Origin of the sequence: Alkalinema pantanalense CENA528 (genome assembly GCF_050753345.1) — a bacterium.
In the GTDB taxonomy this organism is placed as follows: Bacteria; Cyanobacteriota; Cyanobacteriia; order Leptolyngbyales; family Leptolyngbyaceae; genus Alkalinema; species Alkalinema pantanalense.
The window spans coordinates 1-26,360 of the sequence record NZ_JBLZFX010000010.1 but is presented as its reverse complement, the minus strand read 5'-3'; the positions used below and the strand labels follow the sequence as shown (position 1 = coordinate 26,360).

The following is a 26,360-nucleotide window of genomic DNA, read 5'->3' as shown; positions in this document are numbered from 1 at the left end:
CAACTTGACTGAAACCCATTCTTTCCGACCCTCAGCACGCCAATGACCGCCCTCCCGCAAAATCTTGATCTCTGGCAAGCCACTCTGGATTGGCAGCCCAACGATCGCCAACAGGAGCAATTTCAGGGACTCTACGAAGCCCTGCTGGCCGGAAACCAACGGCTGAATCTGACTCGCATTACTGAACCTGAAGAGTTTTGGGAGAAGCACCTCTGGGATTCCCTAGGAGGCGTGATTGACTACCTTCAGGATCCAATGCCGGAGATTGAGATGATCGATATTGGCACGGGCGGCGGCTTTCCGGGGGTGCCGATCGCGATTGCCCGTCCCCATTGGCAGATCACCCTGTTAGACTCTACCCGCAAAAAAATCACCTTTCTGCAACAAATGACCCAAGAGTTGAACCTAACCAATATCCACTGTCTGGTCGATCGGGTGGAGCAGGTGGGTCAGGATCCTCAGCAGCGCGAACGCTATGACTTAGCAACATTGCGGGCGGTGGCAGCGGCGAACGTTTGCGCAGAATATGCCCTCCCCCTCGTCAAAGTGGGGGGTGAGGCGATTCTCTACCGGGGCCAGTGGACGATGGAGGAAGAAGCTGAGTTAATTCGGGCCGTGGAAAAATTGGGGGGCGATTTAATGGAAGTCGAAACGTTTGTGACACCGCTGAGTGAAGGCCAGCGCACCTGTCTCCATTTAGCCAAAATAAAACCGACCCCCCCAGAGTTTCCTAGGGCGATCGGCATTCCCACTCAAAAACCACTCAACTAATCTAGATTTGCTTGATTTACGATGGAGCTTCGTCGATCGCGATGGAGCACAATCGAGTTCAGGATAAGGCGTTAAACCTGCAATGGCGATCGCAGGGAGCCACTACTCGCGACTAAAAGATCCGTTTGTTGTAAGGCAGACGGTTGGGTTAGGGAGTTGGCCGAAAGCGCGGTCGATCGCAGGGCACTGGCTCCAGCAACCTTTGCCGTAGCGGTATCATCGTTAACAATCGTTCCAGTACCCCGACTAACCGCAAAGGTCGCATTGGTCAGATTGGTCAAATTGACATAGAAGGATTCATCCCCTTCTACAGTCCCATCGCCGCGAATCGGAACACTAATGGTCTTGCGGGTTTCGCCGGGATTAAAACTTAAATTGCCACTAATGGCGTTATAGTCACTCCCCGCGATCGCTTGTCCATTGGCGGTCGCATACTTCAGTGCGACGGTTTTGCTAGTTGCAGCCGCTAAGCTGACAGTAAAGACCGCATTCTTAGTCCCTGCATTGCCCTCTGTAATTCGCACATTGTTGATTGAGAGTTTAGGAGAAGTACTATCATCATTGGTCAGCGTCGCCGTTCCTTTACTAGTACCTAGGGTGGCATTAGTCGGACTGCTGAGGTTAACAGAAAACGTTTCGTTCGCCTCTACCTGGGTATCTCCAGTTATTGCGATACTGATTGTTTTACTGAGCTCACCTGCATTGAAAGTTAATTTTCCTGTTTTGGTAGTATAGTCACTTCCTGCGGTGGCCGTTCCATTAGCCGTTGCATAGTTAACACTAATTGCTTTAGTACTTGCAGCAGACAGCTTTACCGTGAACACAGCATTCTTTGTACCGAGATTTCCCTCGGTTAAAGTGACATTATTGATAGACAAACTGGGATTTGCCGTTGCCGTATCATTATTGACGATCGTGCCTAAGCCCTGACTATCGGAGATCGTGGCATTGCTGGCACCGCTGAGGTTGAGGAAAAACGACTCGTTGGCTTCCACTGCCGTATCGCCCAAAACCGGAATCGCGATCGTTTTCGTCAGGTCGCCAGGATTGAAGGTGAGAGTGCCGCTGCTGCTGGTATAGTCGGAACCCGCCGTGGCGGTATTATTGGCCGTGGCATAGTTGACTTTAACTGTTTGGGTACTCGCTCCTGACAGCGTCACCGTAAACACTGCATTTTGTGAGCCGGAATTGCCTTCGGTCACTTGCACATCATTGACCCGCAGACTGGGCAACGTGGAGCTACCACTGCCAAATTCCACCGCGCCCACATCAGGTTGACTATCGCGGGTAAAGCCGAGTAAATCGGTAAGGGGTGCGCCCGATACACCAGTGTTAATGGCTGGACTGCCGGATAAAAGCGGATGGAACCAAAAATTCCCCGACTGTTGCAATGCGCCCAATTTCGGGTCAACCGATCGCGCCCCCGAGGCCACACTCACATCACTGGGGGGATATTGAATATTGCCGCCTTGATCGGTAAACGTGCGGTTCACATGCTGTTGGATATTCCAAGTATTGGTTCCGTTATCCGCCGTATTGCGATCGAAGATTGTGTTTTTGAGACTAACGGAAGCATCGCTGGCAGCCACGATCGCCCCGCCAACCCAACCCGCATGGTTCAGGGCAAAGGTAACGTTGGTAAGATTGGCCGAAGCATTGCTGAATAATGCAAGGGCACCGCCATTTTTTACATAGTCATCGGCGGTCAACCCTTTAGCGGTTCGATTGCCTGAAAACGTGGTGTTGGTAATTGTGGAGTTTGTTTGATTAATCCAAACCCCACCCCCAGAGCCAGCGGAATAGTTGTCCACAAAAGCGGTATTGCGCAGGGTCAGGCTGCCACTGCCTTTGCTGTTGCGAACGTGGTCGATCGCGCCTCCCGCCCCCATTTCACCCCCCGGTAATCCCGTTGCCTGGTTGCCTTTGAAGCTGGAATTTTCGATCGTCACCACATCTTCCGGATCGTTGAACAGGTAAAGGGCACCTCCTGCCGATCGACTGATGTTGTTATCAAAGACGCTATTTTTGATCGTTGTATTGTTGTTGGCCCGATCGGTGAAGATTGCGCCACCATAGCCCCGCAGCGTCGGGTTAAGTGCTCCTGCACGATTATCCACTGTTGCTGCAGAGACATCATTATTAAGGAACTTGGAATTTTCGATCGTGAGCTGACCGTTCAGACTGTTAATCGCACCGCCGTTAATCCCTTTGTTACCTGTAAATTCGCTATTGGTAACCTTCAGCGCCCCCGGCCCAAAGAATCCGATCGCGCCAGCTCCCCGTTCATCATTACCTGCGGTAGCTTTGTTACCCGTAAATTTGCTACCTGTAACCGTTAAACTACCTTCATACTCACTGTAAATAGCCCCGCCCCCCTTATCTGCGGTGTTGTTGCTGAAGGTGACATTCTCAACGGTTAAATTGGCTTTGTGGGTCGTAGTAATTGCGCCACCACGATCGCGGGTAGACCCATTGACCATCGCGAGATTTTTGACCGTGAGGCTGGTGGGGAAATCAACGTTGGAATTCAGTTGCAGAATTCGTGTGGCATTATTACCACTAATTTTCAAGCCCGCTGCTGCTGCACCATCAATGATTAAATTTTTGCCCGCTGGAATGTCGAGTTGACTGCTGAGGGTAATGGTTTGGTTAGCCAAGCTGGAGGAAAAGGCGATCGTATCCCCCGTTCTGGCATTGGCGATCGCATCTCGTAGCGAACCTGCACCACTGTTGTTCGTATTCGTAACGGTGACAACAGCTAACACACCCGCATAGGATGCCATAGTTGCCGGATGTAAGATGGAGTCAAACTCAACCGCACCCAACCGAGTTTCTAACAGCCAATTCCCCGATCGATCGCCATGCCCCGTCGGACTCACGGATGCAGCAATGTTTGCACCCGTCAACTGTTGCAATTTGTGTAAAAAGGCTTGTCCGATTTCCCCCTGCGCCAAATTGCAACCATACAAAACCCAATTCATGGGCAACTCTGGATGGCGTGCGGCAATGGCTAAAGCTTCTTCCGTATAGTGATCGAGGCTGGCCTCCGTCAAAATCTCATTGCCTAAGTACAAATGGCCCGGACTACCATGGGAAAAGATATGAATCTCCGTCAACTCTGGATGGTTCACTAACGTTTGTAGGATTTGCGCAAAACCATCTTTATAAGGATTGAGCAGTTGAACGGCAATATTAGGCAACAGGCCATTCAGCAGGGTAAGGTAATCCTCAACTGACGGATCAATGAACGCGATCGTATATTTCGCTGGTTGAGAGATGATCTGGGGCAAAGCTTGAGTTGTCTCTGTCATTGTGGTTTGAGCAATTTGCATCTGTAACATCTGCGTTTGCAAAATTTGCGTATGGGCTATCATAAAAATCCTCCAAAACAGATGGGGCTAACTGTTCGATCGGGTATAGCACCGTGGCAGATATAAAACATTAAGTTATTTACTCAAAGCGATCTCTCACTCACGGTTTAGACAATGCTAAACATCATGAAGTAGTATGACTGCTTCAATCCATTCATTAGATAATCATTAGATAATTTAGGTTGAACTTAGCTTGATTTTTTCCTGAAGGCTTTCTACGATCGAAAACCTGGTCAGTCAACGATTTAGATAACTTCAATTAGCTGGAGAAGTTAAACTTAGTTTAATTTTTTCTAATGGCTTTCCACGATCGAAAACCTGGCTATTCAACAATTTGGACGACTTCAATTAGCTGGAGAAGTTGAACAATTCTCGAAAATTTATTGGCATCATGATCTAGGCAAGTTGATTCGTGAATAGATCACAATCATCTTGCTAGCTATTGCATAATTAGAATTTGGAATTAATTAGAGCTGCATTATCTGGGTGAGAAGTTTAAATCTGCCTCTGAGCAATGCGGATTTACAACATTCTTGACCATATTCTGTCACCTTCCAGAAAAAATTAAGGTGGGATAGTTTTTCAGCATGCTGCTGGAATTTACACTAGATAAAGATTCCCGCAACTAAATTACAACCCACCCTACTGAATGAACGAATGGAACGTGTTGGTAGAACCCTAATGATGAGGGTAAACTTCTGTGCTTTCGGTAGAACCCTAAGTCAGGGTAGACCCCTAATGATGAATAGAACCCGTACTTGCTAGACACCCATTGAGTTACAACATCATCATCTCAGTTACAACACAAGCATGGGTGACCTCATAGGGTAGATGTTCTGTGCTTTTCCCTGTGACCTATCTTGTTTGACAGCCTACAGGGTCATAACTGATGAACTCACGGAGAAACTGCCAGTTTTCTGTCTGTCCACTGCACAAAGTTAATTTTGTCGTGCAGCTAACTTGGGCATCAAGCCAGTAACTCAGTATCTCAGTAGCAACTTGAGGGCAGATTTTGGGGGAGGGGGCTGGAGGAGACTACGCTGTCATCACACACTGAACAACTCACGTGCCAGTTACTTTGGTGTCTACTGGCCACAGGGACAACTCCGTAACTGTCCCGTCGCTATCCGTCCCGTCGCTATCCGTCCCGTCACTATCCGTCCCTCAAGTGAAGCACCCCATCGGCAGAGCCTTCCCTTAAAACTACAATTCGATCGGATCTGCATTCCACATCAGGGCCAGGGGGGCTTCATAGCGCCTCCTACCAGTTTTGCAGTTTTATCCGGAACAGGTTTCTAGGCAGGGAAGTACGTCAATGTAAGATGCACTCTGACAGCGCCCCTAGTTTGACTAGGGGTTTTTATTTGAAAATTAAAAATTTAACCACTACGTATACAACAGACACCACAAGCTGAAGTAGGGCGATCGGGATACCGTACTTCAAAAATGTCCGAAATGAAAGGGAACGGCCATGCTGCTGGGCAATGCCAGCGGCCACAATATTGGAGGACGCGCCCACCAAGGTGCCATTCCCACCCAAGGTCGCTCCAAACATCATGGCGTAAAACAGGGGCAGTACCTCTGGCGGAAACTGTCCTCCATAGTCTTTCATGGCCATTTCTGGAGCGATTAGACCGACCGTGACCAAATATTGCTTCAGTAATGGAACCATTGCAACCACCAGCGGAATATTGGGAACCACACTGGAAATAATCCCAACGGTAAATGTCAGCAAAATGCAACCTAGAATGATGTTTTTGCCGAGAACGATCGCCAGCAGTGCGGACAAACTTTGAATCACCCCCGTTTTTTCGAGGCCACCAATTAGCACAAAAGTGCACATGAAAAAGATCAGGGTGCTCCAGTCAATATCCCGCAGAATATTTTCCAGGCGATCGAGCCGACTGTGATGGGCTAATAGCATAGCTAGGGCAGCCCCTAGGAGTGCCACCGTCGCCGGACTAATCGGCACGGGTAAGGTTTCCCCAATCACAAAGAAAATGAGAACAAACGCTACAATAAGTGCCCCCAGCACCAGCACACCGGGATGTTTAATCCGAGGATGGGGCAGATCTTCTAAAGTGTCTAATTTTTTGTGCCAAATCCGCCGAAACAAGATTGGTAAAGTGATGACAACGCTCACGACCGCAAGCAAACCTCCGAAACTCAGTCGGAACAGATAGTCCGTAAAACTGAGGTTGATTGCATCTCCCACAATAAAGGTTGCCGGATCTCCCACTAGGGTTAGCAAGCCTGAACTATTGGCAACAAACACCAATAGAATCAGCAGCGGCACAAAATCAACCCCGACTTCCTGAGCGATCGGGGGAATTAATGGAGCAATTAACATCACCGTTGTGGCATTGGGTAACACAGCACAAATGGGTGTTGTAATGGCTGCAATCCCTAACAAAAGCCGCTTACCTTCTCCCCGAGCCAAGAGCACAATTTGATTGCCAAGATATTCAAAAATTCCGGTGGGCTCAAAGGCTCGAATCAGCACCATCACCCCAAAAAATAAGGCCAAAGTGCCATGGCTTCGACCAATGTAGTCGATCGCCTCCGGCAGAGTCATTACATTACTTAAAATTAACAGCAGTGCACCACATAACGCCGCGATCGTCATGTGTGTCCACTCAGTCATAACAAGGACAATGACTCCCAGAAAGATGGTAGTTGCAACACCGGCTGACAAAGACTGCATGTCCACACCCTTCAGGTAATAATCCTCAGTATTTTAAGGGGAAACTTATTTTCGATAGCGATAGCAATTCTGATAGTAATTGTCAAAGCTAGACAATGCTAAATAGGCTACTAAGCCAAAGACAGATTAACGGGAGAGACCAAACCGGACAACCGATTCAGCAGATTTACGAGTATCGTCTCCCAGTCAGACAGGGAAAAATAAATGAAAGATAAACCAGATCCCCTTAACAAGCAGCTTGCCATAACGCCTAACTATGAAAATTGAGCAATGTCAGTGGACGGAACACAATGGATGGCACCCTCACGCACCAGGACAACTAGCAGACCAAGCCCAACTGCTTTTCCTCTTTGGCAATTTGCTGAACCAGCCCAGCATGCTTCAAGATTTGCGCGGGCTTTATCCTAATGCGTATTGTTTGGGCTGCTCAACCGCTGGGGAAATCTACGATACCCAAGTGACCGATGATGCCCTTGTTATGACGGCGATCGCGTTTGAATCCACTCAAGTCAAAAGTTGGAACATTCATTTAGAAGCGGGCGAAAACAGTTTCGTAGCCGGCGATCGCTTGGGATCTCAACTCGATACCGCAGGACTCGTCCACCTTTTCGTCCTGTCGGATGGCTTGCAGGTGAATGGAAGCGACTTGGTACAGGGACTGGCTCAACATTTGCCTGAGGGCGTCAGCCTAACTGGAGGACTATCTGCGGATGGCCCTCACTTCCGGCAAACCTGGGTAATGCTAAACCATGAAGTCCGGGAAGGGATGGTCGCAGCGATCGGTTTCTATGGCGATCGACTTAAAGTGGGTTATGGTTCACGGGGAGGATTTACCCCCTTTGGGCCCGAGCGGGTTATTACTCAATCCGAGGGTAATGTGCTGTACCAACTCGATCATCAGTCTGCGTTGGAACTCTATCGGCACTATCTTGGAGAACATGCAGAGCATCTCCCCGCCAGTGGGCTGCTCTTTCCCTTAAGTTTGCAAATTGCCGAGCATCAATATCCCGTCGTCCGCACCCTCTTGGCAATCAACGAAGCGGAGCAAAGCTTAACCTTTGCCGGGGCTGTGCCTAAGGGAGCCACCGTGCAGTTGATGCAAGCAAGCTTTGCAAATCTGACCCATGCAGCCGTCCAAGCGGCAGAAGTGGCTCAACAAGCTTTAGGAGAAGCCCCACCAGAACTGGCAATTTTAATTAGTTGCGTCGGTCGCAAACTTCTTCTCAAACAACGGATTGAAGAAGAAGTTGAAGAAGTTCGAGAGGTTCTAGGCGAAAATACCGTCTTAACAGGCTTTTATTCCTATGGTGAAATTTGTCCCTTTACCCCAGGATTACCTGCTGACTTACATAACCAAACTATGACGATCACCACCTTGGCTGAAATTTAGCCGACCAATCGCCTCCGTTCCCCATCCCTTCCTTCGCGCGATCCCTCAATGTTGGAGATTCATCGTTTACTCAAACGGCAACTTAAAAAGTATCTGGGGGATTTTGAGAGTCTTCCAGAGAATCTCAAAGCCTTTGTGGAGGCCGTAAATGATGCCTATGGGCAGGCAGAAGAGGATCGAACCCGCTTAGAACGCACATTGGCGATTAGTTCAGAGGAATTGCTGACCGCCAATAACAAACTCAAACTAGTGCTCCAGGATGTCGAGCAACAGGTAGCCGATCGAACGCAAGCGCTGAGCCAAAGCAATGCTGATTTGCAAGCCACCCTCAGCGAACTCAAGGAAACCCAACTTCAACTCTTGCAACAGGAAAAGATGTCCTCCCTGGGACAGCTCGTTGCAGGAGTCGCCCATGAAATTAACAATCCCATCAACTTTATTTCGAGTAATTTGCCCTACGTTGAGCAATATGCCCACGATTTCATGCGGCTGATTCAGGTCTATCAGTTGCAGTATCCTCAGTCAAACTTAATGATTGATGAACTGTGCAGGGAGATCAACTTAGACTTTTTGATGACCGACTTGGGCAAAATTCTGGCATCCATGCGAGTGGGCACCGAGCGGATTCAAGAAATTGTCCTATCCCTGCGCAACTTTTCCCGGTTAGATGAAGCCGAAATGAAACCTGTTTACCTTCAGGAAGGATTAGACAGTACTTTGATGATCCTGAGCAGTCGTTTGAAAACGTCGGAGCTCAGCCAATCCATCGCAGTGATTCAACAACATCGATCGCTTCCCAAAATTCATTGCTATGCGGGGCAGCTAAATCAGGTATTTATGAATCTGCTAGTCAATGCGATCGATGCGTTGGAGGAATGTCCTAAATTTCAACGATCGCAGCCCTCTGCACCGGAGATCGCCGAATCTTCCGGCACTGCTCCTTTCCAGCAGGGTACAGCATCCCCTGCCAATGGTTTAAGCTTGCCTTCTACTGCGGTGCTGTCTGATCCCACCCTGGCTTGGCTGCAACAGTGGCTACAACAGGAGCAGCAGCGACCTAGTATTTGGATTCGCAGCGAACTCCTGAACCCAGACTGGCTTCAGGTTCAAATCATTGATAATGCTTCTGGCATTCCAGAGCGGGTTAAAAATTACTTATTTGATCCCTTTTTCACAACAAAACCGATCGGTAAAGGCACCGGGTTAGGACTTTCTATTAGTTACTCAATCGTCACCGATCGCCATGGTGGTCAACTTAGCTGCCATTCTCTTCCTGGGCAAGGTACACTATTCACGGTTAAAATTCCAACTCGACAACCGATACCGTCCCAATCGTCGAACACAGAAATTTCACCTTTACCGTTAGAACCCAATTTAGATCACGCTTAAGGTAGAGGATCCTGAATTACTGAAACTCTGAACTAGTGAAAAAAGTAACAGCCCCTGTCATCAAAAAGGGCTAAAGCCATCTACGGCCCAATCCAATCTGAGCCCAATCAAAAACGAAAAAATGGGAAAAGTATCAAGACCTTCCCCCACACCAAACTCGCCACATAAGGGGCTTAAGTAGAAAAATATTGAATCTTCTTAGTCTTCGTGATCTTCAAAGGGATCACTAAGTTCCTTGGCAGGGGGGCCAAAGGCTGTATAGACAGCATATCCAGTCAAACCGATCAGGACAGCACAAAGCGAAATGTTAAGAGCCATTGCAGGTTCCATAGTGACCCTAAGATTATGAGTGTCTTTCCCTTATAATGTAACGCAGACTTAACAAGTTCTGTCGAGACAATCTCAGTAGAAAAGCACAGTAGGAAAGCTATGGCACAGCGGACTCGGTTGGGAGACATTCTTAGACCCCTCAACTCTGAATACGGTAAAGTCGTTCCCGGTTGGGGTACCACGCCAGTTATGGCCGTTTTTATGGCTCTGTTCTTGGTCTTTTTGCTTATCATTCTGCAAATTTACAACTCTTCTCTGCTGCTGAATGATGTCTTTGTCGATTGGAGAAGCTTGGGTCAGTAGTTTCGCGAAATGGCGATCGAACCTTGCGAGTCATTCAGAACGCAACCGTTCGCGATCGTCATAGATAGCAGGATTTACATTGGCGGCTTTGTTTTTGAGGAGCTTAACGTCTCCGAAACAAGAGCCGTTTTTTCGTGCTGTGTTTTTTCAGATTGCGTAGGGTATAGGATGGGATGTACCCTGAATCCTGACCAAAGCCGGAGGGAACTGCATGAACGTATTTGGTATTGGCTTACCGGAAATGGTGCTGATTTTTATATTGGCACTGTTGGTATTTGGCCCGAAAAAGTTGCCGGAAATTGGCAAGACCTTGGGCAAAACCCTGCGGGGGTTTCAGGATGCGTCTAAGGAATTTGAGAACGAGTTCAAAAAAGCTTCGGAGCAGGTGGAGCAGGCGGTCAATGCGCCGATGAAGGCGACTTTAGAGGATAAGCCTAGTCTTTCTCCTGCCAGCGAAGTGACCGATGCGATGCTGGTAGAACCCCAGGACAGTTCAACCGAAGCCTCAGAAACTGCTGAATCCCATCAATCCGCTTAGTCCCCTTTGCCCGATTGAGTCCCCCAACCCATAGCGGGCCTATTTTCCCAAGGGGCGGTTGAGGGACTGTCTCAGGATTTGTTACTTTCCGTTACGATTAGTAATGGATTGTCCCTTTATCTAATTTTTGGCGCTTGTCATGTCCGATGCGTCTAAAGCTCCTCAGGCTCCGGTGATCCCACAGCTTATTGTTGGATTAGGCAACCCAGGAGCCAAATATGAAAACACGCGCCATAACATTGGGTTCACGGTTCTAGACGAACTGGCCCGATCGTGGCAGATTTCTCTAACGGAACAGAAAAAGTTTCAAGGCTGGTTTGGCGAAGGTTCGATCGCGGGGCGCAAGGTGCGGCTGCTCAAGCCCTCCACCTATATGAATCATTCCGGACAAGCGATTCGGGCTGTGGTGGACTGGTATAAGCTGAATCCAGAGGCCGTCTTAGTTGTCTACGATGATATGGATTTGCCCGTGGGCCGGTTGCGGTTGCGACTGTCGGGTTCTGCTGGGGGACAAAATGGCATGAAATCGGCGATCGCCCATCTTGGTACGCAGAAATTTCCCCGCCTCCGGGTGGGCATTGGTAGCAAGAGCCAGGATGCTGTCTCCCATGTCCTCGGAAGTTTTGCACCTAGGGAAAAGGCCATCATGCAAGAAGTGGTGCGGTTATCCAGCGCAGCGATCGAAGTCAGTCTGCGAGAAGGGGTTGAAAAAGCTATGAACCTCTATAACAATCGAGTCATAGAAGCCAGCGTTGCGTAACGTTTTGCGTAAAGTCGTTCAAAAATTACATGGCTCGTAAGCGTCTTCCCCAAACCACAGCCCATGTCCGCATCGTTCGTCAATCTTGGCAAGCTGGCCAGATTGAAGGTGAAGTGCGGGCCAATCAGTACGAATGGTCCTTTGCGTGGAATTTTCGTCAGGGAGAATTGTCGATCGAGCCATCCCTGGGACGAGCGTTGATTCGGGAACCGTTGGGCCGATTCCTCGAAGCGAAAGATTATCAGCTCGAACCGGGCGGGGACTATTCCTTTACGATTCGAGCAGAGCTCTAGACAATAATCGTCAGCTTAGGCGATCGCTAGCGGTTAGGGGCTTGGTCTGAGCACGATTGCAAATAGCGCTCCACCAGAATGATGGCCACCAGATCATCGATTGGACGCGGAGGAGTACGCATGCCCTGGGGAATCAACTTTTGCAAACCCTGAGGGGGGTGAAGCTGCCAATAGCGATCGCGGGCTTCCAGGCTGCTGTATCGTTCATCCACCCGTTCAACGGGAATTTCGGGCAAGGTTGCTCTAAATTGTTTCTGCCAAGCCTTAGAACCCGTCTGATCCCCTAAGATAATCATCTTGACTGGGTAATGTTCGCACAGCGTTTCCACGACGTTTAAGGCTTGATCCACAGCTACAACCTCATGGACGTGATGGTGGCCCTGATCATCCACGATCGCGACACCACACTTATCACGGCCAGGATCAAACCCTAAGTAGTACATATCTCCTCGTTAATTTCTTAACTGATTTTCTCGCCAATTTCCCCATTAGCGACTGGTTTGCAGGACAGTTTGTCCATTTTGCACAGCAATCAATTCTAGACGCATGGGACTGGCCGTATAGGTGACATCCCCCGCGATCGCCCGAATTTCGATCGGGGTATCATACTGCCGCAGCTCATCAATAAATTTCACCAGTGCCTGGATTCGACTGACTTGGACATTATCGGATAACAATCCAGCTCGCTTCGCCCGAAAGATGGAAGCAGCGACTAATTTATTAATCCGATCCTGGATCTCAGTGACCGCCATTTTGGAGGGATCGAGCGAAGTCGTAGCCAGGACATCCCCCGGCTGATAAATCACTTCGTTGCGCACTGCATCTGCAAAGACCGTAATCTCAGTTTTTTCGCCTAGCAGGTAATTGGCCGCCGACAAAATTCGCACAAAGTAATCCTTCCCATCACTGATCTGACGAATTAACTGATCCACTTCCGATCGGGTAATCCGCAAAATTTGGCCATTGCCATCCACGCCCGGTTGCAGTGCTCTTTGCGCCACGCGATTGGCTTCCCGCAACAGGGCATCCACCGCTTGGCTGGAAGCTTGAGGATTGGTAATGCGCACCACCCCCGAAGCCAGCACTTGGTTCCGCAAAATCGCGGGCGTGCCCAAACGAAGACGCTGGGCTTCCTGCTCTAGTTTTTCCACTTCCCGAGCTAACAAGACCTGTTGATCTTCCAAGGCCCGTAGCCGTTCTTCCCGTTGAGTAATGACAGTATCCCGCGCAGCAATGTCCCGATCGCGCTGTTGAATGATTTTGCTGCGCTCATCAATTTCCTGATCCCGTGCAGCAATCTGGGCTTTGACTTCATCCCGTTGGGCCACTAACTGTTTTTGTTCGGCTTCCAGTTCCAAGATGTCAGACTTGAGCGCTAGAGCTTGCTGGGAAACGGAGAGTAATTGCGCCTGCACCACATTTCGCTGCTGTTCCACCTGGGCTCGTCGCGCTTCAGTGGCCCGTTGTAGGGCAGCGGCATCCTTAAGGGAGGTTTTCACGCGATCGAGCTGCGCCTGCACCTTGCCCCGCTCCACTTGGGACTTATTTAACTCCGCCTCAACGTTTTCCTTTTGTTCCGCCGTCTTACCAAGTTCTACCTTCGCTTGATCTAAATCAGTATTCGCGCGCCGGAGTCGCCGCTGAATCACCTCAAAGTTGAGAATCATGTCGCGAAATTGTCGATTCGCCAGCAACAAAATGCCCAACGTAGAAGCTGAGATGAGAATCCCAGTCAAAATTGTGACAACAACGGCAGTTTTCTTTGGACGGAGATTAAACAAACTCAGACGCGCTTTGCCCACTCGGGTTCCAATGCGATCGCCCAGAGTGGCAATGACACCCCCTAAGATCAACACCGCCAAAATCAGGATATACCCGCTAGACATTACAACCCCACCACACCTGCCGCTGGACTAAAGAGGTTTCCAAAACGGCTTCTACCAAAGACTATAGTCAGTCTAAAGCCTATTGAACGTTCTAACAGGACTGTTCTGTACGGAGTCTTTGGAAAACAAGCTTCTCCGCAGGGAGCAATCCGTTGGCTCGGAGCACCGAAACGATGGATGTTAGGTGAAAGATTTAGGTAAACTGCTGACTCAGCATGACGGGATTATGAACTGTGATTTTCTTTTTGTGAATGGAGATCATTTCATCCTGGCGCAAATCGCCCAAAAGTCGAGTTACCGTCACACGGGTCGATCCGATCGCTTCCGCGATGGCCTGGTGGGATAGCTTGAGATCGATCGTGATCCCGTTTTGTCCCGGCACCCCAAAGTCTCGGCAGAGAATCAGCAGGAAACTCACGAGTCGGGATCCCATATCGCGGTGGGCCAAGGTTTCGATCATCATCTCCGTTTGCAAAATCCGGGACGATAGACCCTTCAACATCCACATCGACAGGTCAGGATTTTCTTTGAGCGCCTTTTCCACCTGTTCGATCGGCACCGACAGCAGTTCCACGGGGGTAAAGGCCACCGCGTGATAGAAGCGATCGGCTTTTTGCCCAGTAATTAGCGACAAAACCCCGAATACACTGTTTTCCCGCAGCAGCGCGACAGTGATTTCTTCCCCCGCTTCATAGACCCGAGACAGCTTTACGGCTCCTTTCTGGAGAAAATAAACTCGTTCAGCAGGATCACCCGGAAAGAAGATTGTCTTACCCCGCTCGAAGGTTTCCACCATCGGCGGATAAGCATTTCCACCCATTTGGCGGAACATTGATGCGAGCGACTTGTCTGGGCTTATTACCATCTTCCCCGTTCCTAACGCCGTTCTACGGAAAGGCCAGTAGAGTTAGCTAACTATACAATCAAGGGGTCAACGTTCAAGAGATCTGCTCAGAGATTAATTCCGATGAGAATTATTTCTATAAGATTCACTCTGTGAGCAATTGTTGACTTGAGAACAATAAAACCTACCGATCGAGGAGTTTTTGTAGCAAGAAATACACTCCGCCATGCTTTCTAATAAGCTTGTGGGCAATTTAGCTGAGCCAGAGCCTTCAACGTGGAGCTTTTTGGGAACTAGCATTGGTCTAGGTTCGCTCTGGGTTGAATCAGGAAGCTGCATCTAGATGAATGACGCTCAATCTGACTAGGTTTATCTGAGTGAAGTCCATAGGATGACGAACGATGGCGAAAACTTGTGCTGATTTACACTTGGCATTCTTGTCACAATTCCCCTTGTCACGCTGAGATTGTCAATATCTTACTCCCAAGTTTTGGCCCCCGCACAATTTTGTCCAGCCAGCTAATCTCTACTCAAGGCTGGGCTTTGAGCGACCCAGACAGCGACGATCGCCTCGCACTACCACAATGGCCGGAAATCTCCCCAGGGTTGCCTATTCCATGGCTGCCCATCTTTGAGTATTCTCATAAATGCTCTCAACGTACATGGCTATGCTGAATCTGAGTGGAAAAAACGCCCTGGTCACAGGAATTGCTAACGATAAGTCGATCGCCTGGGGCATTGCCCAGCAACTCCATAGGGCCGGAGCCAACATTGGGGTCACCTATCTGCCGGATGATAGCGGCAAGTTTGAGAAAAAGGTGCGGGATCTGACCGAACCGTTGAGTCCTAGCCTGTTTGTGCCCTGTAACGTCCAGAGCGATGAGCAAGTTCAAGCCACCTTTGATGCGGTGAAGGAAGCTTGGGGACGGCTAGATATTTTGATTCACTGTCTGGCCTTTGCCAACAAGGAAGAATTGAAGGGCAACTTTAGTGCCACCAGTCGGGAAGGCTTCAAGCTGGCCCTGGATGTTAGTGCCTACTCGTTAATTCAGATGGCGGGGGCGGCCAAACCCTTGATGACCGAGGGCGGTAGTATTGTCACCCTGACCTACTACGGTGGCGTGAAGGTGATTCCTAACTACAACGTCATGGGAACGGCCAAGGCCGCCTTGGAAATGAACGTGCGGTATCTGGCCCATGAACTCGGCTCCCAGGGAATTCGAGTCAATGCTATTTCCGCTGGCCCCATCCGTACCCTAGCCTCCTCTGCGGTGGGTGGGATCCGCGACATGATTAAGCATGTGGAAGAAGTGGCTCCCCTGCGGCGCACCGTCACCCAGTTGGAAGTGGGTAATACGGCAGCGTTCCTGAGCAGTGACCTTTCCAGCGGGATTACGGGCCAGGTGATCTATGTGGATTCCGGGTACGAAATCATGGGTATGACCGACAGCCGTGTCGAGTCATAACTCGTCCCTGATTCAATTCTCATACAGGTTAAATCCCCATCAGGAACGGCTCGATCGCCAGTTCTACATCGGGGAAAGCTAGAAGCCGAATGGGGCCTTGGGAGAGGGTGGTCATTGACCGATAATCCTCTCCTTGAGGATCTCGATAAATCCTGACTTAGCTAACTCCCTAAATTTCACGGGATAATGGAACCCTCACACCCTTAATTTGCAATCTTTGAGTGGAATTTGGCTATGCAGACCACCGATCGTCCGACTGTTCCTGCTGTTTTTCCCAGCGATCGCACCGCAACCGTTCACCGCAAAACCGGGGAGACGGATGTCACTGTGACGATTCGCTTGGACGGGACGGGACAGTGCAACGTCAACACTGGGATTCCTTTCTTAGACCACATGCTGCACCAAATTTCCTCCCATGGCCTGTTTGACCTAGACATTCAAGCCACCGGTGACCTCCATATCGACGACCACCACACCAACGAAGATGTGGGCATTACCCTAGGCATGGCCTTGGCAAAAGCCTTGGGCGATCGCAAGGGCATCGTGCGCTTTGGGCATTTTCTGGCCCCCTTGGATGAATCCCTGGTGCAGGTAGCCCTGGACTTTTCGGGACGGCCCCACTTGGCCTATGGCCTCGACATTCCCACCCAGCGCGTGGGCACCTATGACACCCAACTGGTGCGGGAATTTTTTGTCGCGATCGTTAACCATGCTCAGATGACGTTACACATTCGTCAACTGGACGGCCTGAACTCCCATCACATCATTGAAGCCACCTTTAAAGCCTTTGCACGGGCTATGCGCATGGCCACGGAGGTCGATCCACGTCGTGCCCACGAAATTCCGAGTTCAAAGGGTGTTCTATAAAACTTCAGGAACTTTGTCCTATCGTTGAAAATCTTCAGATAAAGAGTCTCTGTGTTACTATCTGTGATGTTTGAGGAGACCTGTATGGAGACTGATGCCAATTCCGTTGGTGCTGACATTGGATTCTGTATTCAGGACTGAGAAGGGTGGACTGAGTAAGTCATCTACCCTCAGTCTGAATCTCTTTCTCTCGCAGTCTTGATTGCATCCAGGGCAGTGGTCAGGGAGTTGGACAGTCACGAATGTGGTGGTAGAGGAGTAACGAGAGTGACAAAGCGACCTGAAGACTGTTCGGGGTTCTCGCTCCAGAGAATTCAACCGACACCGATTCGCATTGGTGTGATTGGCATTGGCAATATGGGCCAGCATCACACTCGAGTCTTGAGCCTACTGAAGGATGTGAAACTCGTTGGGGTTTCCGATGTGAATGTCGAGTTGGGCTTAGAAACCGCTAGCCGCTATCAAACTCGATTTTTTGAAGACTATCGCAACCTGTTGGAACATGTGGATGCGGTCTGTATTGCAGTCCCCACCCGTCTGCACCACGCCGTTGGGATGGCGGCCCTGAAGGCTGGGGTACATGTGCTGATCGAAAAGCCGATCGCGGCCACGATCGCCGAAGCGGAATCCTTGGTCAACGCTGCTGCCGAAAACGAATGCATTCTGCAAGTCGGGCACATCGAACGCTTCAATCCTGTGTTTCAGGAGTTGAGCAATGTCCTGAAAACGGAGAATCTCTTGGCGTTGGAAGCCCACCGCATGAGTCCCTACAGCGATCGCGCCAATGATGTATCGGTCGTGTTGGATTTGATGATCCACGATATCGACCTGATGCTAGAACTAGCAGCCTCGCCCGTAGTGCGCCTGACCGCTAGCGGCAGTCGCGGCAGCCAAAATTCCAAGTATCTCGACTATGTGACTGCTACCTTGGGCTTTGCCAATGGCATTGTGGCAACCTTGACGGCCAGCAAAGTCACCCATCGCAAGATTCGGCGCATTTCCGCCCACTGCCAGCGATCGCTGACAGAAGCGGACTTCCTGAATCACGAAATTAAGATCCATCGCCAAGCCCACGCCTACAATTCTTCCAGCTTCGGTAAGTCTTTCTACCGTCAGGATGGCATTGTGGAGCAAGTGGCGATCGGGCGGACGGAGCCGTTGTATGCCGAGCTAGAACATTTTGCGGCCTGTGTGCGGGGTGGCCTGTCGCCCTCCGTTGGCGGAGAACAAGCCCTGAAAGCCTTGCGTCTGGCCAGCTTGATTGAACAAATGGCCATGGACGGCCAAGTTTGGCAACCTTCAGAATTGGCGGGAACTATCGAAACGCCGGTGATGTCAATCTAACGACAACAGATGGAATCAATGCACGGCTTGGAGCATCCTTGCTCTAAGCTAAGGGGGGAGTCATTCATTGGCTCGCCCTTTTTTCTATTAAAAACATGCCCGTTGCGCTAGAAACTCCGCGTTTAATTGTTCGCCTAGCCTGTCAGAAAGATGTGCCGCAAATTCTCCAGTATCTCCGGGATAACGATGCCTTTCATCGGCCCTTTACCCCTTTATCTCCAGAAGGTTGGTTGACGCGGGACTTTTGGCGGGGGCAAGTGGCTCGCAATTTTAAGCATTATCAACAGGGACAGGCGTTGCGTCTTTTTCTGTTCGATCGCCAGTCACCGGGAGTTGTGATTGGCATGGCCAACTTCACCCAGTTTATGGGGTATCCATTTTATGCCTGTAATTTGGGTTATGGGTTGGCGGAGAAGAAGCAAGGGCAGGGGCTGATGCAGGAAGCGTTACGAGCCGCGATCGATCATGTGTTTTGCACCATGAATTACCATCGCATCCAGGCCAGTTACATGCCTCGCAATCAGCGCAGTGGCAATTTATTAAAGCGGTTGGGATTTGTCATTGAAGGTGAAGCTAAAAATTACTTATTAATTAACGGGGTTTGGGAAGATCATATTTTGGTGAGTTTAACCAATCCCCATTGGCAACTGAAAGATAACTAGACAACGCAGGAAGGTCGATCGGGTGGATATACGATTATTTGCACCAAAGGATGCGGAACAAATTGCCCAACTCTTTCACGACACGGTGCGCACAGTGAATTGCCCTGATTACTCGCTGGAACAGGTGCAGGCATGGGCACCGGATCATCTACAGTTCAGGAATTGGGCGGAGGTTTGTGCCAACCGTTTTACCTATGTGGCAGATGACAAGGGTGTGATTGCAGGATTTGGGGAATTAGAACCTAATGGTCATATTGATTGCTTTTACTGCCATCGAGATTATCAACGCTGCGGCGTGGGCAGACGACTTTACCAAGCGATCGAACGTAAGGCTTTAGAATTATCACTTCCTAGATTGTTTGTAGAATCAAGTATTACAGCAAAATTATTTTTTGAAGCAATGGGTTTTTCCATCGTTTGCCAACAGCAAGTGAGTTTCCGAGGTGAAATATTTGTAAACTATAAAATGGAAAAAGCTTTGAACGATGGAATCTAGTCTTGATGATACAAGCCATCCTATAAGCTATTGAAAAACTAATTGCTGTTAAACCGTCCATTTAACAATCAATGAATTCATTGCTGCATTCTGAGATTTAATGTTTTCCTGTCCACCGATCAGCGAACCTATGCTATCTTCTTCCTCTGCCATTACCGCATCTCCCACGATCGTGGCCATCGCGACGGCAATCGTGCCAGAACAGGGCAGCGTTGGCATTATTCGCATGTCGGGGAGTGATGCGATGGCGATCGCGCGGCAAATCTTCCACGCCCCCGGTCAGCAAGTTTGGGAAAGCCACCGCATCCTCTACGGCTTTGTGAAAGATCCAGCAACGCAGGAAACCATCGATGAAGCATTGCTGTTGGTCATGCTGTCACCCCGATCGTATACCAAGGAAGATGTGGTCGAATTCCATTGCCACGGGGGCATTATTGCCGTGCAGCAGGTCTTGCAGGTTTGTGTGGCCCAGGGTGCCCGACTGGCCCAACCGGGCGAGTTTACGCTGCGGGCCTTTTTGAATGGACGCATTGATTTAACGCAGGCGGAAAGCATTTCGGATTTAGTAGGTGCTCGATCGCCCCAGGCAGCGGCAACGGCTTTGGCTGGGATTCAAGGGAAGCTAGCACAACCGATCCGATCGCTGCGTACCACTTGTTTGGATATTTTGGCGGAGGTGGAAGCCAGAATCGATTTTGAGGATGATTTACCGCCCTTGGATGAAGCCAGTGTTGTCGAGAGTGTTAGTCAAGTAGTTGCTGATGTAAATCGTATTTTAGCAACCGCCGATCGGGGGGAACTGTTGCGAGCGGGCCTGAAGGTGGCGATCGTGGGGCGGCCCAATGTGGGGAAATCCAGTTTGCTCAATGCTTGGAGTCGCAGCGATCGGGCGATTGTTACCGATCTGCCGGGGACAACGCGGGATGTGGTGGAGTCGCAGTTGGTGGTGGGTGGCATTCCCATCCAGGTGTTGGATACGGCGGGCATTCGGGAAACGGAGGATTTGGTTGAAAGCATCGGTGTAGAGCGATCGCGAAAAGCGGCTCAGTCCGCTGATTTGGTGTTATTAACGATCGCTGCGGATCAAGGTTGGACAACGGGAGATCAGGAAATTTATCAACAGGTGAATGATAAACCGTTGATTGTGATTATTAACAAAGTAGATCTGGCTGATCCAGGAGGGACGATCGCGATCATTCGAGAAAAGTTAATGCTACCGGAGTCGCGAATGGTCTCTACGGCAGCAGCGAGTCAGCAAGGGATTGAGGCATTGGAACAGGCAATTTTGCAGGTGGTGCAGGCGGGAGAAACCCAAGCGGCAAATTTGGATTTGGCAATTAATCAGCGGCAGGCGGCGGCGTTAACCCGTGCGAAGGTGGCATTGGAACAGGTACAGGCGACGATCGCGCAACAGTTGCCGTTGGATTTTTGGACGATCGATTTGCGTGGCGCGATCGCGGCGTTGGGGGAAATTTTGGGTGAGGATGTGACGGAATCGGTGCTCGATCGTATTTTCAGTCGGTTTTGTATTGGAAAATAACCGACGATTAATTCAGCTAATTCAGCAAGCGATCGACCTCAACTGTAATATCTGGAAATGCAAGTGGTATCACAGTTCCAGCCGTCAGAATTGTTTGCTGTTGGTAGCGATCGCCCTGGGGTTGGCGTAGCAGATGGAGTTGGCGATCGGCCAAATCAATGACCCAATATTCCGGAATGGCAGCTTGGGCGTAGAGCGCTGCTTTCAAGGTCAGATCAGTTTGTAGACTGCTGTTTGCGACTTCAATCAACCAGAAAATATCGTCGGGATGGGGATGACGATCGTTGTATTGCGTACCGGGCCGTTGAACGATCGCGATATCCGGTTCAGGTTCGGAGGTCGCCAAGGTAATTGGGCCATTGAACCGCACATAGGCACGATCGCGCAATAGTTCCCGCAGATAATCCGCGCTCAGATTGGCTGTGTTGTAATGAATTGGTTTTTCAGGTGTCATTTCAACAATATCTCCAGCCAACAATTCAACGCGCCGATCGTGAAGAATGCCTGCGTCAATCATGCGGTGATAGTCATCGATCGACCATTTAGTGAGGGTGTGCATAGGCTGAAACCTACTAACTTGAACGCGAATGTCTGAGCCAGAAACCCACAAATCCTGCTTTTATTGTAACGGGTAGGCTTGATGGGAGACTTGGTATAGAGGAAAGTGTCAATAACCAAGTGGGATGGAACGATCGCCCGTTCTCCAAGCAGTCGTCCATCCCTGAAAAACCCTAGCCAACTAGAGCCAGTGATCAACGATCGAGTTTAGCTAACTACAATGTTGCTGCCAGTAAAAATCGTTACCAACGGCGCTGCAACACACTCACCCATTCATCATCCACACCCGGTACTGGCATGGGTTTGCCCCAGTAAACCCTGTCCACAAAACCCATGGCGTGCAATCGATTAATAATTGACTCTACCGTATTTTTTGTGCCAAAAAGCTGCAGCCGAAAGTATGGGCGAGACTGTTCGATCGAGCGATCTCGATCGTCGCTAGAACCTGTAAACATCTTGAGCTTCTCCTTGTTGTAGTGAATCTCATCCCTAATGCAAACTTGAACCCTTCTCCTGTGGGAAAAGGGCTGGGGATGAGGGCTGCGGAAGAAAGCCCAAAAATTTAGAGCCACCCCGTTTGACATCACAAACAAGAGTGGCTCGATCGAATGTTAAAATTCTCAACAAGCCGCCTTGCTGTGCGCGCAGCGAGGGGGAATAGCTACTTGGGGTTGTTGCTGCAATCCCGAGTAGTGGCCTAAATTTTCGGGAACCCAGCGACTCCATGCTTCGTACAAACCTGTCTCGTGAAAGAAGGATGTCCATGGCGATCGCTATGACAAACCAGCCTACGGATAACCTAGGCAAATGTCAAGCTTATTTTTAAGCGTGCAATTGTTCTATACATTCTTGCCCCACTTCCTCAAAATCTACCCCCAGCATCCCAGTGAAGGGGCAAAATCGATACAATGAGCCTATCCAGAGGTGAAGCAAGGGAGCTTAACCCCATGACCATTGCCACCCCAAAAAGAATGTGTCTTGAGGAGTATCTGGCCTATGACAATGGGACAGAAACCCGTTACGAATTGGTTGATGGAATCCTAGCCGAAATGGGTGCAGAAAGTACGATTAATACGTTGATAGCAATGTTTCTGATCAATTGCTTTTGGCAGCTAGGAATCCCTTACTATCGCACTGGCATCAAGAAAAAGATTCAGGTTGCAAGAGGTTATGCCAGTGCCCGTGAACCGGATTTGATCATTCATTCCGAAGCATCTTTTGTTGAGCTTGTGGGCCGATCGGAAGCCTGCCTGAAGCTAAATGAACCGAACCCACTCATCGTTATTGAAGTTATTTCCCCTGGCAGCGAGTCCACCGAGAATTACCAGCGCAACTATCACCAAAAGCCAGTTGAATATGCAGCCCGAGGTATTTCCGAAATGTGGATTATTGACCCCGATCAATCTGTGGTGAAAGTGGGCAATCTGACCGATGACGTGTATCAGTTTCAAGACTTTAAGGGGAGTGAGGCGATCGTCTCTCCGACTTTCCCAGAGTTTTCCCTCACCGCAGAGAAAATTTTGCGTGGGGGTATACAATCGAGTCTTATCAGTAAAAATTAAGTCGCTTCTACACTACAGGAATGAAGAAATGTTGAAATGCACTTGTCGCAGCGATAAGGGGCTTTTTTGTCAAACTGATAGAAATGGAGCTATTCGCCCTCTCCCAACAAAAGGCACTATAGGTGGAGGAACATTGGAAAGTTTATTGGAAAGCGCTGAGACACTTTTAAGAAGTCCTGATGTAATTGATGTCAGGATTGTAAAAAGTGTTTGGCGTGAGCAAGAGTGTTTTGAGCTGGAATTTCAAACAAAGGAGGGAGTTTGCGCTAATAGAATTTCTCTCTACCTGATATTCGATGAAGGTTAATTAAAACCCGAGCCTATCTTGAGCAGGTTCGGGCTCTTACTTAATGGAGCTGACGGGAGTCGAACCCGTGTCCAAATTGGGTATTAATACATCACTCATTCACAGGTTTAGTTCTTCTAGTCCTCAGAACGGGAACTCGTTCTTATCCCAACGAGTAGGATGCCCTGGTTAAGTCTTAGCTAGGGTATAACCGGAGAAAAGTTCCCTAGAGCATCCGTTGAGGGTTTGCCAGCAACGCTTAACGGAGTCACGTCGGTGGCGCTCGAACCGATTAGAGGTTAATTAGGCAACTACAGGAGCTGCTTTACGAGCAAAAGGTACGATGTTGTTTGCATCTATTTTGTTTGAGCCTAGATTTACGAGAGTGGACTCCCTCTCGACCTGCATCACGACGTAACGTTCGCCAACCTGTCGAAACCGTTACAGCCCCGTGGTCTTTAGATTTAATTATAGCGCGGCAAATCCTCAGCAGCTAGGGAAACTTCGAGCAAATATTCTACATTTATAAATTAAGGTGAAGGGCTGGCTGACGGCGACGCTGAAGGCTGCGAGTTGGCGGGTTTTGCATTCTTATCCCCAGGATTCGGCGACTTGGTTTCTCCCTCACCACCCAAAATGATTGTTCGACCCGCTGCTTTGGGATCCCGTTGAATCACGATCGGCCCACTCTTTTTCGGCGTCAGGGCAGCTTTTGCCTCGGCCTTTGCTTGGGCCAACTTCTGCCGATACTCTGCCAGCAACGTTGGAACGGATTGCGCTCCAGGACTTTTGGGTGGAATTGACTTCAGCAGCGCGATCGCCCGTTCCCAGCGCAAAAACACTAAATTCCAATCATCCTGGGACTGAGCCACCACCGCCACACTATCGGCACTCGCCGCCTTATCCTGCGCATCTTGCAAGCGGGCCCTCACCCCCTCCGCCGACAACAGCGCTCCCGCCTTGGGGGATTTTGCAGCATTCTTAGCGGCACCCGGCTTCGCCAGTTCAAACAGTTTTTTGCGTTTGACTTCATTCGGATCAACAATTTCTCCCACCTCACCAGAACGGCGCATGGGAGAGACGGAGGGGGATGCAGAAGGCACACTGTAACTTCCCAAGGGAACCGTTGCACAACCACTCAGCATTAAGGCAATGGTGGCCGAAGTGAGCGATCGAGCCATAATTGACCTCCCAACAAAACACGATCAAATATAGCCCACTTTGCTTCTAACGGCTTCCTTGAGAGCCCTAAAGAATAGCGTACAAAGAAAATTCCACAGGGATGGGTCAGTGGGTAGAGGGGAAGGGGAATCGAGGGGTAGGGGATTGATCGCGAATTCCCTGGAGATCGGCAAGATTGTGATGAAAGTGATGCAGAAGAATTAGTTGTATTTAATCTAAGACAATCCCCAAAGAATTTCTAATCTCTTCCAATGGCGTTTCCCATAATGTGTTCCAACGGATACCAAGATGGCCGTTATTATAAGCTAAAGCAAATACCCCTAGCTGACCCCTGAGGCTTTCGTTTGGAAGAACAACCCTGCTTGCAAATCTTGGATCTGACGAAACCGATCGATGCAGCGATCGAAATTTATGCCACGCCTACGTACAGCGATCCCCCTTTTGAGTGTCGGGAGTGGTGTTCCGTCAATGACCAAGGTTTTCGTGTTTCGGAACTACGCCTAGGGACTCAAACCGGAACCCACATCGATGCACCTGCTCACTTTGCAGCTAACGGGGCCACCCTAGAAGCCCTGTCCCCTAGCCACCTGATAGGCCGCTACTTTTTGCTAGACTTGCCCGCCTACGCCGATTTAGCAACTGTCACGGCTCTCTGTCAGTCGATCGACCAAGAAGGGATTTTATTCATTCGCACCCCCTTACAGACCCACAGTTGTTTGCCCCTCGATGCTTTGACCTATCTATTGCAACTGCCACTCCGTCTGTGGGTTTTAGATGGATATCTCACGATCGCCGATGCCCCGGAATTCGCCTTCTACCAACAGTTAGCCCAAGCAGGCAAATACTGGGTGGAAGACCTCGATCGGGCTACCACCCAGGCAGTCCAGCCTAATGGTGAAATCTTTGCTCTGCCGTTAGCTTTGGTCGGAACCAGTGGTGCACCCTGCCGCGTCCTTGTCCGCCAACCCCCATCCGCCTAACCTCTGACCTGAAGCAGTTCAGCAGAGATCGAGGCTGAACCCACCCATGGCAGGGGAGACTGTTCAGCGGATTTGCCCCGTTGGTGAATCGGAATTTGGATGACGAATTCAGTTCCTTGCCCCGGCGTAGAATGGCATTCCAGATGGCCTCCATGCTTATCAGTAATGATCTGATAACTGGTAGTGCCCTGAAGGGCAGGACAGGGAAATAAATAGTGCATCAAGCAAGACCTAGCTTACGTCGTCGTATCGCATTGTAGTGATGCACAAAATTCCAAATGGCTGCAATGTGGTTGTCTATTTTCTTCGAGAACGATAAGCTCTTTCTAACTAGCCGGGATACCCGTTGTCTGAGCGTGCAGTTGAATCGTTCAATATAACTGGTCAGCCCACTGTCTTTATCGACACTACAATGCCGTTGCTTAGGTAGCACGACTCCATAGGCACTCCAATGATCCGTGTAAATCACTGCACATTGCCGATACACCGGGGGCATCGACTCCCATAACGCTTGAGCCGATGCCGCACTCCGGTCACCCACTTGAACCCCGACAATCTCTCGCGTTTGAGCAGCGATCGCCAACCAAACCCACTGCTCATTGCCTTTCTCATCGACAAATGACCACAACTCATCCATCTGGACATTTAGGCGCTTTTTTGGTTTCTCACTCACCTCCACTTGTTGGGGCACAACAGCAGCCTTGTTGTTGGGGCACAACAGCAGCTTTGGCGTTGACATAGCGTTGCACGGTATCTTCAGAAATTTGCAGAATCCGGGCAATTCCCGCTAGGGAGACGCGCTCGAGTAGCATCCGCTCAATCAGTTCATACTGTTCTG

27 protein-coding genes and 1 other RNA gene are annotated in these 26,360 nt (G+C 49.7%); 16 read left to right on the top strand and 12 right to left on the bottom strand.

Annotation, left to right across the window (positions count from 1 at the left end; genetic code table 11):
• Positions 1 to 42 precede the first annotated feature (42 nt).
• Positions 43 to 771 carry a 16S rRNA (guanine(527)-N(7))-methyltransferase RsmG gene (rsmG, locus tag ACN4EG_RS05355; protein WP_431628203.1) on the top strand — a complete coding sequence of 243 codons (729 nt, stop codon included), beginning with the start codon at positions 43 to 45 and terminating at the stop codon, positions 769 to 771.
• Between the two features lie 71 nt (positions 772 to 842).
• On the opposite strand, the gene ACN4EG_RS05350 is transcribed toward rsmG, so the two are convergent.
• Both ACN4EG_RS05350 and ACN4EG_RS05345 read right to left on the bottom strand, forming a co-directional pair.
• Positions 843 to 4,145 (bottom strand): Calx-beta domain-containing protein, encoded by a 3,303-nt coding sequence (locus ACN4EG_RS05350; RefSeq protein WP_431628201.1) that lies wholly within the window; start codon positions 4,143 to 4,145, stop codon positions 843 to 845.
• A gap of 1,357 nt (positions 4,146 to 5,502) precedes the next feature.
• Positions 5,503 to 6,846, bottom strand: coding sequence for an ArsB/NhaD family transporter (locus ACN4EG_RS05345; protein WP_431628200.1), 1,344 nt, complete (start codon positions 6,844 to 6,846; stop codon positions 5,503 to 5,505).
• A 256-nt stretch (positions 6,847 to 7,102) separates the two neighbouring features.
• Between ACN4EG_RS05345 and ACN4EG_RS05340 the strand changes: the two genes are divergently transcribed.
• Both ACN4EG_RS05340 and ACN4EG_RS05335 read left to right on the top strand, forming a co-directional pair.
• The gene (locus ACN4EG_RS05340) at positions 7,103 to 8,236 is read left to right on the top strand and encodes an FIST signal transduction protein (RefSeq protein WP_431628198.1); all 1,134 of its coding nucleotides are present in this window, start codon (positions 7,103 to 7,105) and stop codon (positions 8,234 to 8,236) included.
• Between the two features lie 48 nt (positions 8,237 to 8,284).
• A complete protein-coding gene (locus ACN4EG_RS05335) occupies positions 8,285 to 9,625 on the top strand; it encodes a sensor histidine kinase (RefSeq protein WP_431628197.1) in 1,341 nt (446 codons plus the stop codon).
• Between the two features lie 198 nt (positions 9,626 to 9,823).
• Here the strand turns inward: ACN4EG_RS05335 and psbN are convergent, their stop codons facing one another.
• Positions 9,824 to 9,955, bottom strand: a complete 132-nt coding sequence (gene psbN / locus ACN4EG_RS05330) for a photosystem II reaction center protein PsbN (protein WP_431628195.1) — start codon at positions 9,953 to 9,955, stop codon at positions 9,824 to 9,826.
• Between the two features lie 99 nt (positions 9,956 to 10,054).
• Here psbN and psbH point away from each other — a divergent pair, with 99 nt between their 5' ends.
• From psbH to ACN4EG_RS05310, 4 genes are all read left to right on the top strand, one after another.
• Positions 10,055 to 10,258 carry a photosystem II reaction center phosphoprotein PsbH gene (gene psbH / locus ACN4EG_RS05325; protein ID WP_431628193.1) on the top strand — a complete coding sequence of 68 codons (204 nt, stop codon included), beginning with the start codon at positions 10,055 to 10,057 and terminating at the stop codon, positions 10,256 to 10,258.
• 211 nt (positions 10,259 to 10,469) lie between these two features.
• On the top strand, positions 10,470 to 10,796 hold the full coding sequence (locus ACN4EG_RS05320; protein WP_431628191.1) for a TatA/E family twin arginine-targeting protein translocase: 327 nt from the start codon (positions 10,470 to 10,472) through the stop codon (positions 10,794 to 10,796).
• A 139-nt stretch (positions 10,797 to 10,935) separates the two neighbouring features.
• Entirely contained in the window at positions 10,936 to 11,556 is a 621-nt protein-coding gene (pth, locus tag ACN4EG_RS05315; protein WP_431628189.1) for an aminoacyl-tRNA hydrolase, read from the top strand.
• 29 nt (positions 11,557 to 11,585) lie between these two features.
• Positions 11,586 to 11,849: a DUF3146 family protein gene (locus ACN4EG_RS05310; RefSeq protein ID WP_431628188.1), complete on the top strand. Its 264-nt coding sequence runs from the start codon at positions 11,586 to 11,588 to the stop codon at positions 11,847 to 11,849.
• Between the two features lie 26 nt (positions 11,850 to 11,875).
• Here the strand turns inward: ACN4EG_RS05310 and ACN4EG_RS05305 are convergent, their stop codons facing one another.
• From ACN4EG_RS05305 to ntcA, 3 genes are all read right to left on the bottom strand, one after another.
• Entirely contained in the window at positions 11,876 to 12,292 is a 417-nt protein-coding gene (locus tag ACN4EG_RS05305) for a pre-16S rRNA-processing nuclease YqgF (protein WP_431628187.1), read from the bottom strand.
• Between the two features lie 45 nt (positions 12,293 to 12,337).
• Positions 12,338 to 13,735, bottom strand: coding sequence for a DUF3084 domain-containing protein (locus ACN4EG_RS05300; RefSeq protein ID WP_431628186.1), 1,398 nt, complete (start codon positions 13,733 to 13,735; stop codon positions 12,338 to 12,340).
• Between the two features lie 193 nt (positions 13,736 to 13,928).
• Positions 13,929 to 14,567 (bottom strand): global nitrogen regulator NtcA, encoded by a 639-nt coding sequence (ntcA, locus tag ACN4EG_RS05295; protein WP_431628185.1) that lies wholly within the window; start codon positions 14,565 to 14,567, stop codon positions 13,929 to 13,931.
• Between the two features lie 680 nt (positions 14,568 to 15,247).
• On the opposite strand from ntcA, the gene fabI reads away from it, so the two are divergent.
• From fabI to mnmE, 6 genes are all read left to right on the top strand, one after another.
• Positions 15,248 to 16,045 carry an enoyl-ACP reductase FabI gene (gene fabI, locus ACN4EG_RS05290; RefSeq protein ID WP_431628183.1) on the top strand — a complete coding sequence of 266 codons (798 nt, stop codon included), beginning with the start codon at positions 15,248 to 15,250 and terminating at the stop codon, positions 16,043 to 16,045.
• Positions 16,046 to 16,279: 234 nt separating this feature from the next.
• The gene (gene hisB, locus ACN4EG_RS05285) at positions 16,280 to 16,912 is read left to right on the top strand and encodes an imidazoleglycerol-phosphate dehydratase HisB (protein WP_431628182.1); all 633 of its coding nucleotides are present in this window, start codon (positions 16,280 to 16,282) and stop codon (positions 16,910 to 16,912) included.
• A gap of 267 nt (positions 16,913 to 17,179) precedes the next feature.
• Positions 17,180 to 18,256 (top strand): Gfo/Idh/MocA family oxidoreductase, encoded by a 1,077-nt coding sequence (locus tag ACN4EG_RS05280; protein ID WP_431628180.1) that lies wholly within the window; start codon positions 17,180 to 17,182, stop codon positions 18,254 to 18,256.
• Positions 18,257 to 18,351: 95 nt separating this feature from the next.
• Complete coding sequence (locus tag ACN4EG_RS05275) at positions 18,352 to 18,918, top strand: GNAT family N-acetyltransferase (protein ID WP_431628179.1); 567 nt, start codon at positions 18,352 to 18,354, stop codon at positions 18,916 to 18,918.
• A 22-nt stretch (positions 18,919 to 18,940) separates the two neighbouring features.
• Entirely contained in the window at positions 18,941 to 19,414 is a 474-nt protein-coding gene (locus ACN4EG_RS05270) for a GNAT family N-acetyltransferase (RefSeq protein WP_431628178.1), read from the top strand.
• Between the two features lie 130 nt (positions 19,415 to 19,544).
• Positions 19,545 to 20,954 carry a tRNA uridine-5-carboxymethylaminomethyl(34) synthesis GTPase MnmE gene (mnmE, locus tag ACN4EG_RS05265; protein WP_431628177.1) on the top strand — a complete coding sequence of 470 codons (1,410 nt, stop codon included), beginning with the start codon at positions 19,545 to 19,547 and terminating at the stop codon, positions 20,952 to 20,954.
• A 16-nt stretch (positions 20,955 to 20,970) separates the two neighbouring features.
• Here the strand turns inward: mnmE and ACN4EG_RS05260 are convergent, their stop codons facing one another.
• Both ACN4EG_RS05260 and ACN4EG_RS05255 read right to left on the bottom strand, forming a co-directional pair.
• Positions 20,971 to 21,513, bottom strand: coding sequence for a Uma2 family endonuclease (locus ACN4EG_RS05260; protein ID WP_431628176.1), 543 nt, complete (start codon positions 21,511 to 21,513; stop codon positions 20,971 to 20,973).
• A 241-nt stretch (positions 21,514 to 21,754) separates the two neighbouring features.
• Complete coding sequence (locus tag ACN4EG_RS05255) at positions 21,755 to 21,967, bottom strand: hypothetical protein (protein WP_431628175.1); 213 nt, start codon at positions 21,965 to 21,967, stop codon at positions 21,755 to 21,757.
• A gap of 492 nt (positions 21,968 to 22,459) precedes the next feature.
• Here ACN4EG_RS05255 and ACN4EG_RS05250 point away from each other — a divergent pair, with 492 nt between their 5' ends.
• Entirely contained in the window at positions 22,460 to 23,074 is a 615-nt protein-coding gene (locus ACN4EG_RS05250) for a Uma2 family endonuclease (protein ID WP_431628174.1), read from the top strand.
• A gap of 28 nt (positions 23,075 to 23,102) precedes the next feature.
• Positions 23,103 to 23,381 (top strand): hypothetical protein, encoded by a 279-nt coding sequence (locus ACN4EG_RS05245; RefSeq protein WP_431628173.1) that lies wholly within the window; start codon positions 23,103 to 23,105, stop codon positions 23,379 to 23,381.
• A 41-nt stretch (positions 23,382 to 23,422) separates the two neighbouring features.
• Here the strand turns inward: ACN4EG_RS05245 and ssrA are convergent.
• Positions 23,423 to 23,811: a transfer-messenger RNA gene (ssrA, locus tag ACN4EG_RS05240) on the bottom strand.
• A gap of 79 nt (positions 23,812 to 23,890) precedes the next feature.
• A complete protein-coding gene (locus ACN4EG_RS05235; protein WP_431628172.1) occupies positions 23,891 to 24,541 on the bottom strand; it encodes a hypothetical protein in 651 nt (216 codons plus the stop codon).
• Between the two features lie 345 nt (positions 24,542 to 24,886).
• Between ACN4EG_RS05235 and ACN4EG_RS05230 the strand changes: the two genes are divergently transcribed.
• Complete coding sequence (locus ACN4EG_RS05230; RefSeq protein ID WP_431628171.1) at positions 24,887 to 25,522, top strand: cyclase family protein; 636 nt, start codon at positions 24,887 to 24,889, stop codon at positions 25,520 to 25,522.
• Here ACN4EG_RS05230 and ACN4EG_RS05225 read toward each other — a convergent pair.
• A complete protein-coding gene (locus tag ACN4EG_RS05225) occupies positions 25,519 to 25,743 on the bottom strand; it encodes a hypothetical protein (protein ID WP_431628170.1) in 225 nt (74 codons plus the stop codon). The genes ACN4EG_RS05230 and ACN4EG_RS05225 overlap by 4 nt on opposite strands.
• Positions 25,743 to 26,213 carry an IS1 family transposase gene (locus ACN4EG_RS05220; RefSeq protein WP_431628169.1) on the bottom strand — a complete coding sequence of 157 codons (471 nt, stop codon included), beginning with the start codon at positions 26,211 to 26,213 and terminating at the stop codon, positions 25,743 to 25,745. Before ACN4EG_RS05220 ends, ACN4EG_RS05225 begins: the two co-directional genes overlap by 1 nt.
• Between the last annotated feature and the right edge of the window lie 147 nt (positions 26,214 to 26,360).

What these genes read in the sequence shown, in the direction of transcription:
- hisB (WP_431628182.1), top strand. Translation starts at nt 16,280, where the DNA reads ATGCAGACCACCGATCGTCCGACTGTTCCTGCTGTTTTTCCCAGCGAT.
- ACN4EG_RS05260 (WP_431628176.1), bottom strand. Translation starts at nt 21,513, where the DNA reads ATGCACACCCTCACTAAATGGTCGATCGATGACTATCACCGCATGATT.
- rsmG (WP_431628203.1), top strand. Translation starts at nt 43, where the DNA reads ATGACCGCCCTCCCGCAAAATCTTGATCTCTGGCAAGCCACTCTGGAT.
- mnmE (WP_431628177.1), top strand. Translation starts at nt 19,545, where the DNA reads ATGCTATCTTCTTCCTCTGCCATTACCGCATCTCCCACGATCGTGGCC.
- ACN4EG_RS05350 (WP_431628201.1), bottom strand. Translation starts at nt 4,145, where the DNA reads ATGATAGCCCATACGCAAATTTTGCAAACGCAGATGTTACAGATGCAA.
- ACN4EG_RS05310 (WP_431628188.1), top strand. Translation starts at nt 11,586, where the DNA reads ATGGCTCGTAAGCGTCTTCCCCAAACCACAGCCCATGTCCGCATCGTT.
- pth (WP_431628189.1), top strand. Translation starts at nt 10,936, where the DNA reads ATGTCCGATGCGTCTAAAGCTCCTCAGGCTCCGGTGATCCCACAGCTT.
- ACN4EG_RS05305 (WP_431628187.1), bottom strand. Translation starts at nt 12,292, where the DNA reads ATGTACTACTTAGGGTTTGATCCTGGCCGTGATAAGTGTGGTGTCGCG.
- ACN4EG_RS05300 (WP_431628186.1), bottom strand. Translation starts at nt 13,735, where the DNA reads ATGTCTAGCGGGTATATCCTGATTTTGGCGGTGTTGATCTTAGGGGGT.
- ACN4EG_RS05345 (WP_431628200.1), bottom strand. Translation starts at nt 6,846, where the DNA reads ATGCAGTCTTTGTCAGCCGGTGTTGCAACTACCATCTTTCTGGGAGTC.
- ACN4EG_RS05235 (WP_431628172.1), bottom strand. Translation starts at nt 24,541, where the DNA reads ATGGCTCGATCGCTCACTTCGGCCACCATTGCCTTAATGCTGAGTGGT.
- ACN4EG_RS05335 (WP_431628197.1), top strand. Translation starts at nt 8,285, where the DNA reads ATGTTGGAGATTCATCGTTTACTCAAACGGCAACTTAAAAAGTATCTG.
- ACN4EG_RS05320 (WP_431628191.1), top strand. Translation starts at nt 10,470, where the DNA reads ATGAACGTATTTGGTATTGGCTTACCGGAAATGGTGCTGATTTTTATA.
- ACN4EG_RS05250 (WP_431628174.1), top strand. Translation starts at nt 22,460, where the DNA reads ATGACCATTGCCACCCCAAAAAGAATGTGTCTTGAGGAGTATCTGGCC.
- ACN4EG_RS05225 (WP_431628170.1), bottom strand. Translation starts at nt 25,743, where the DNA reads ATGCACTATTTATTTCCCTGTCCTGCCCTTCAGGGCACTACCAGTTAT.
- ACN4EG_RS05340 (WP_431628198.1), top strand. Translation starts at nt 7,103, where the DNA reads ATGAAAATTGAGCAATGTCAGTGGACGGAACACAATGGATGGCACCCT.
- psbN (WP_431628195.1), bottom strand. Translation starts at nt 9,955, where the DNA reads ATGGAACCTGCAATGGCTCTTAACATTTCGCTTTGTGCTGTCCTGATC.
- ACN4EG_RS05245 (WP_431628173.1), top strand. Translation starts at nt 23,103, where the DNA reads ATGTTGAAATGCACTTGTCGCAGCGATAAGGGGCTTTTTTGTCAAACT.
- ACN4EG_RS05255 (WP_431628175.1), bottom strand. Translation starts at nt 21,967, where the DNA reads ATGTTTACAGGTTCTAGCGACGATCGAGATCGCTCGATCGAACAGTCT.
- ntcA (WP_431628185.1), bottom strand. Translation starts at nt 14,567, where the DNA reads ATGTTCCGCCAAATGGGTGGAAATGCTTATCCGCCGATGGTGGAAACC.
- psbH (WP_431628193.1), top strand. Translation starts at nt 10,055, where the DNA reads ATGGCACAGCGGACTCGGTTGGGAGACATTCTTAGACCCCTCAACTCT.
- fabI (WP_431628183.1), top strand. Translation starts at nt 15,248, where the DNA reads ATGCTGAATCTGAGTGGAAAAAACGCCCTGGTCACAGGAATTGCTAAC.
- ACN4EG_RS05275 (WP_431628179.1), top strand. Translation starts at nt 18,352, where the DNA reads ATGCCCGTTGCGCTAGAAACTCCGCGTTTAATTGTTCGCCTAGCCTGT.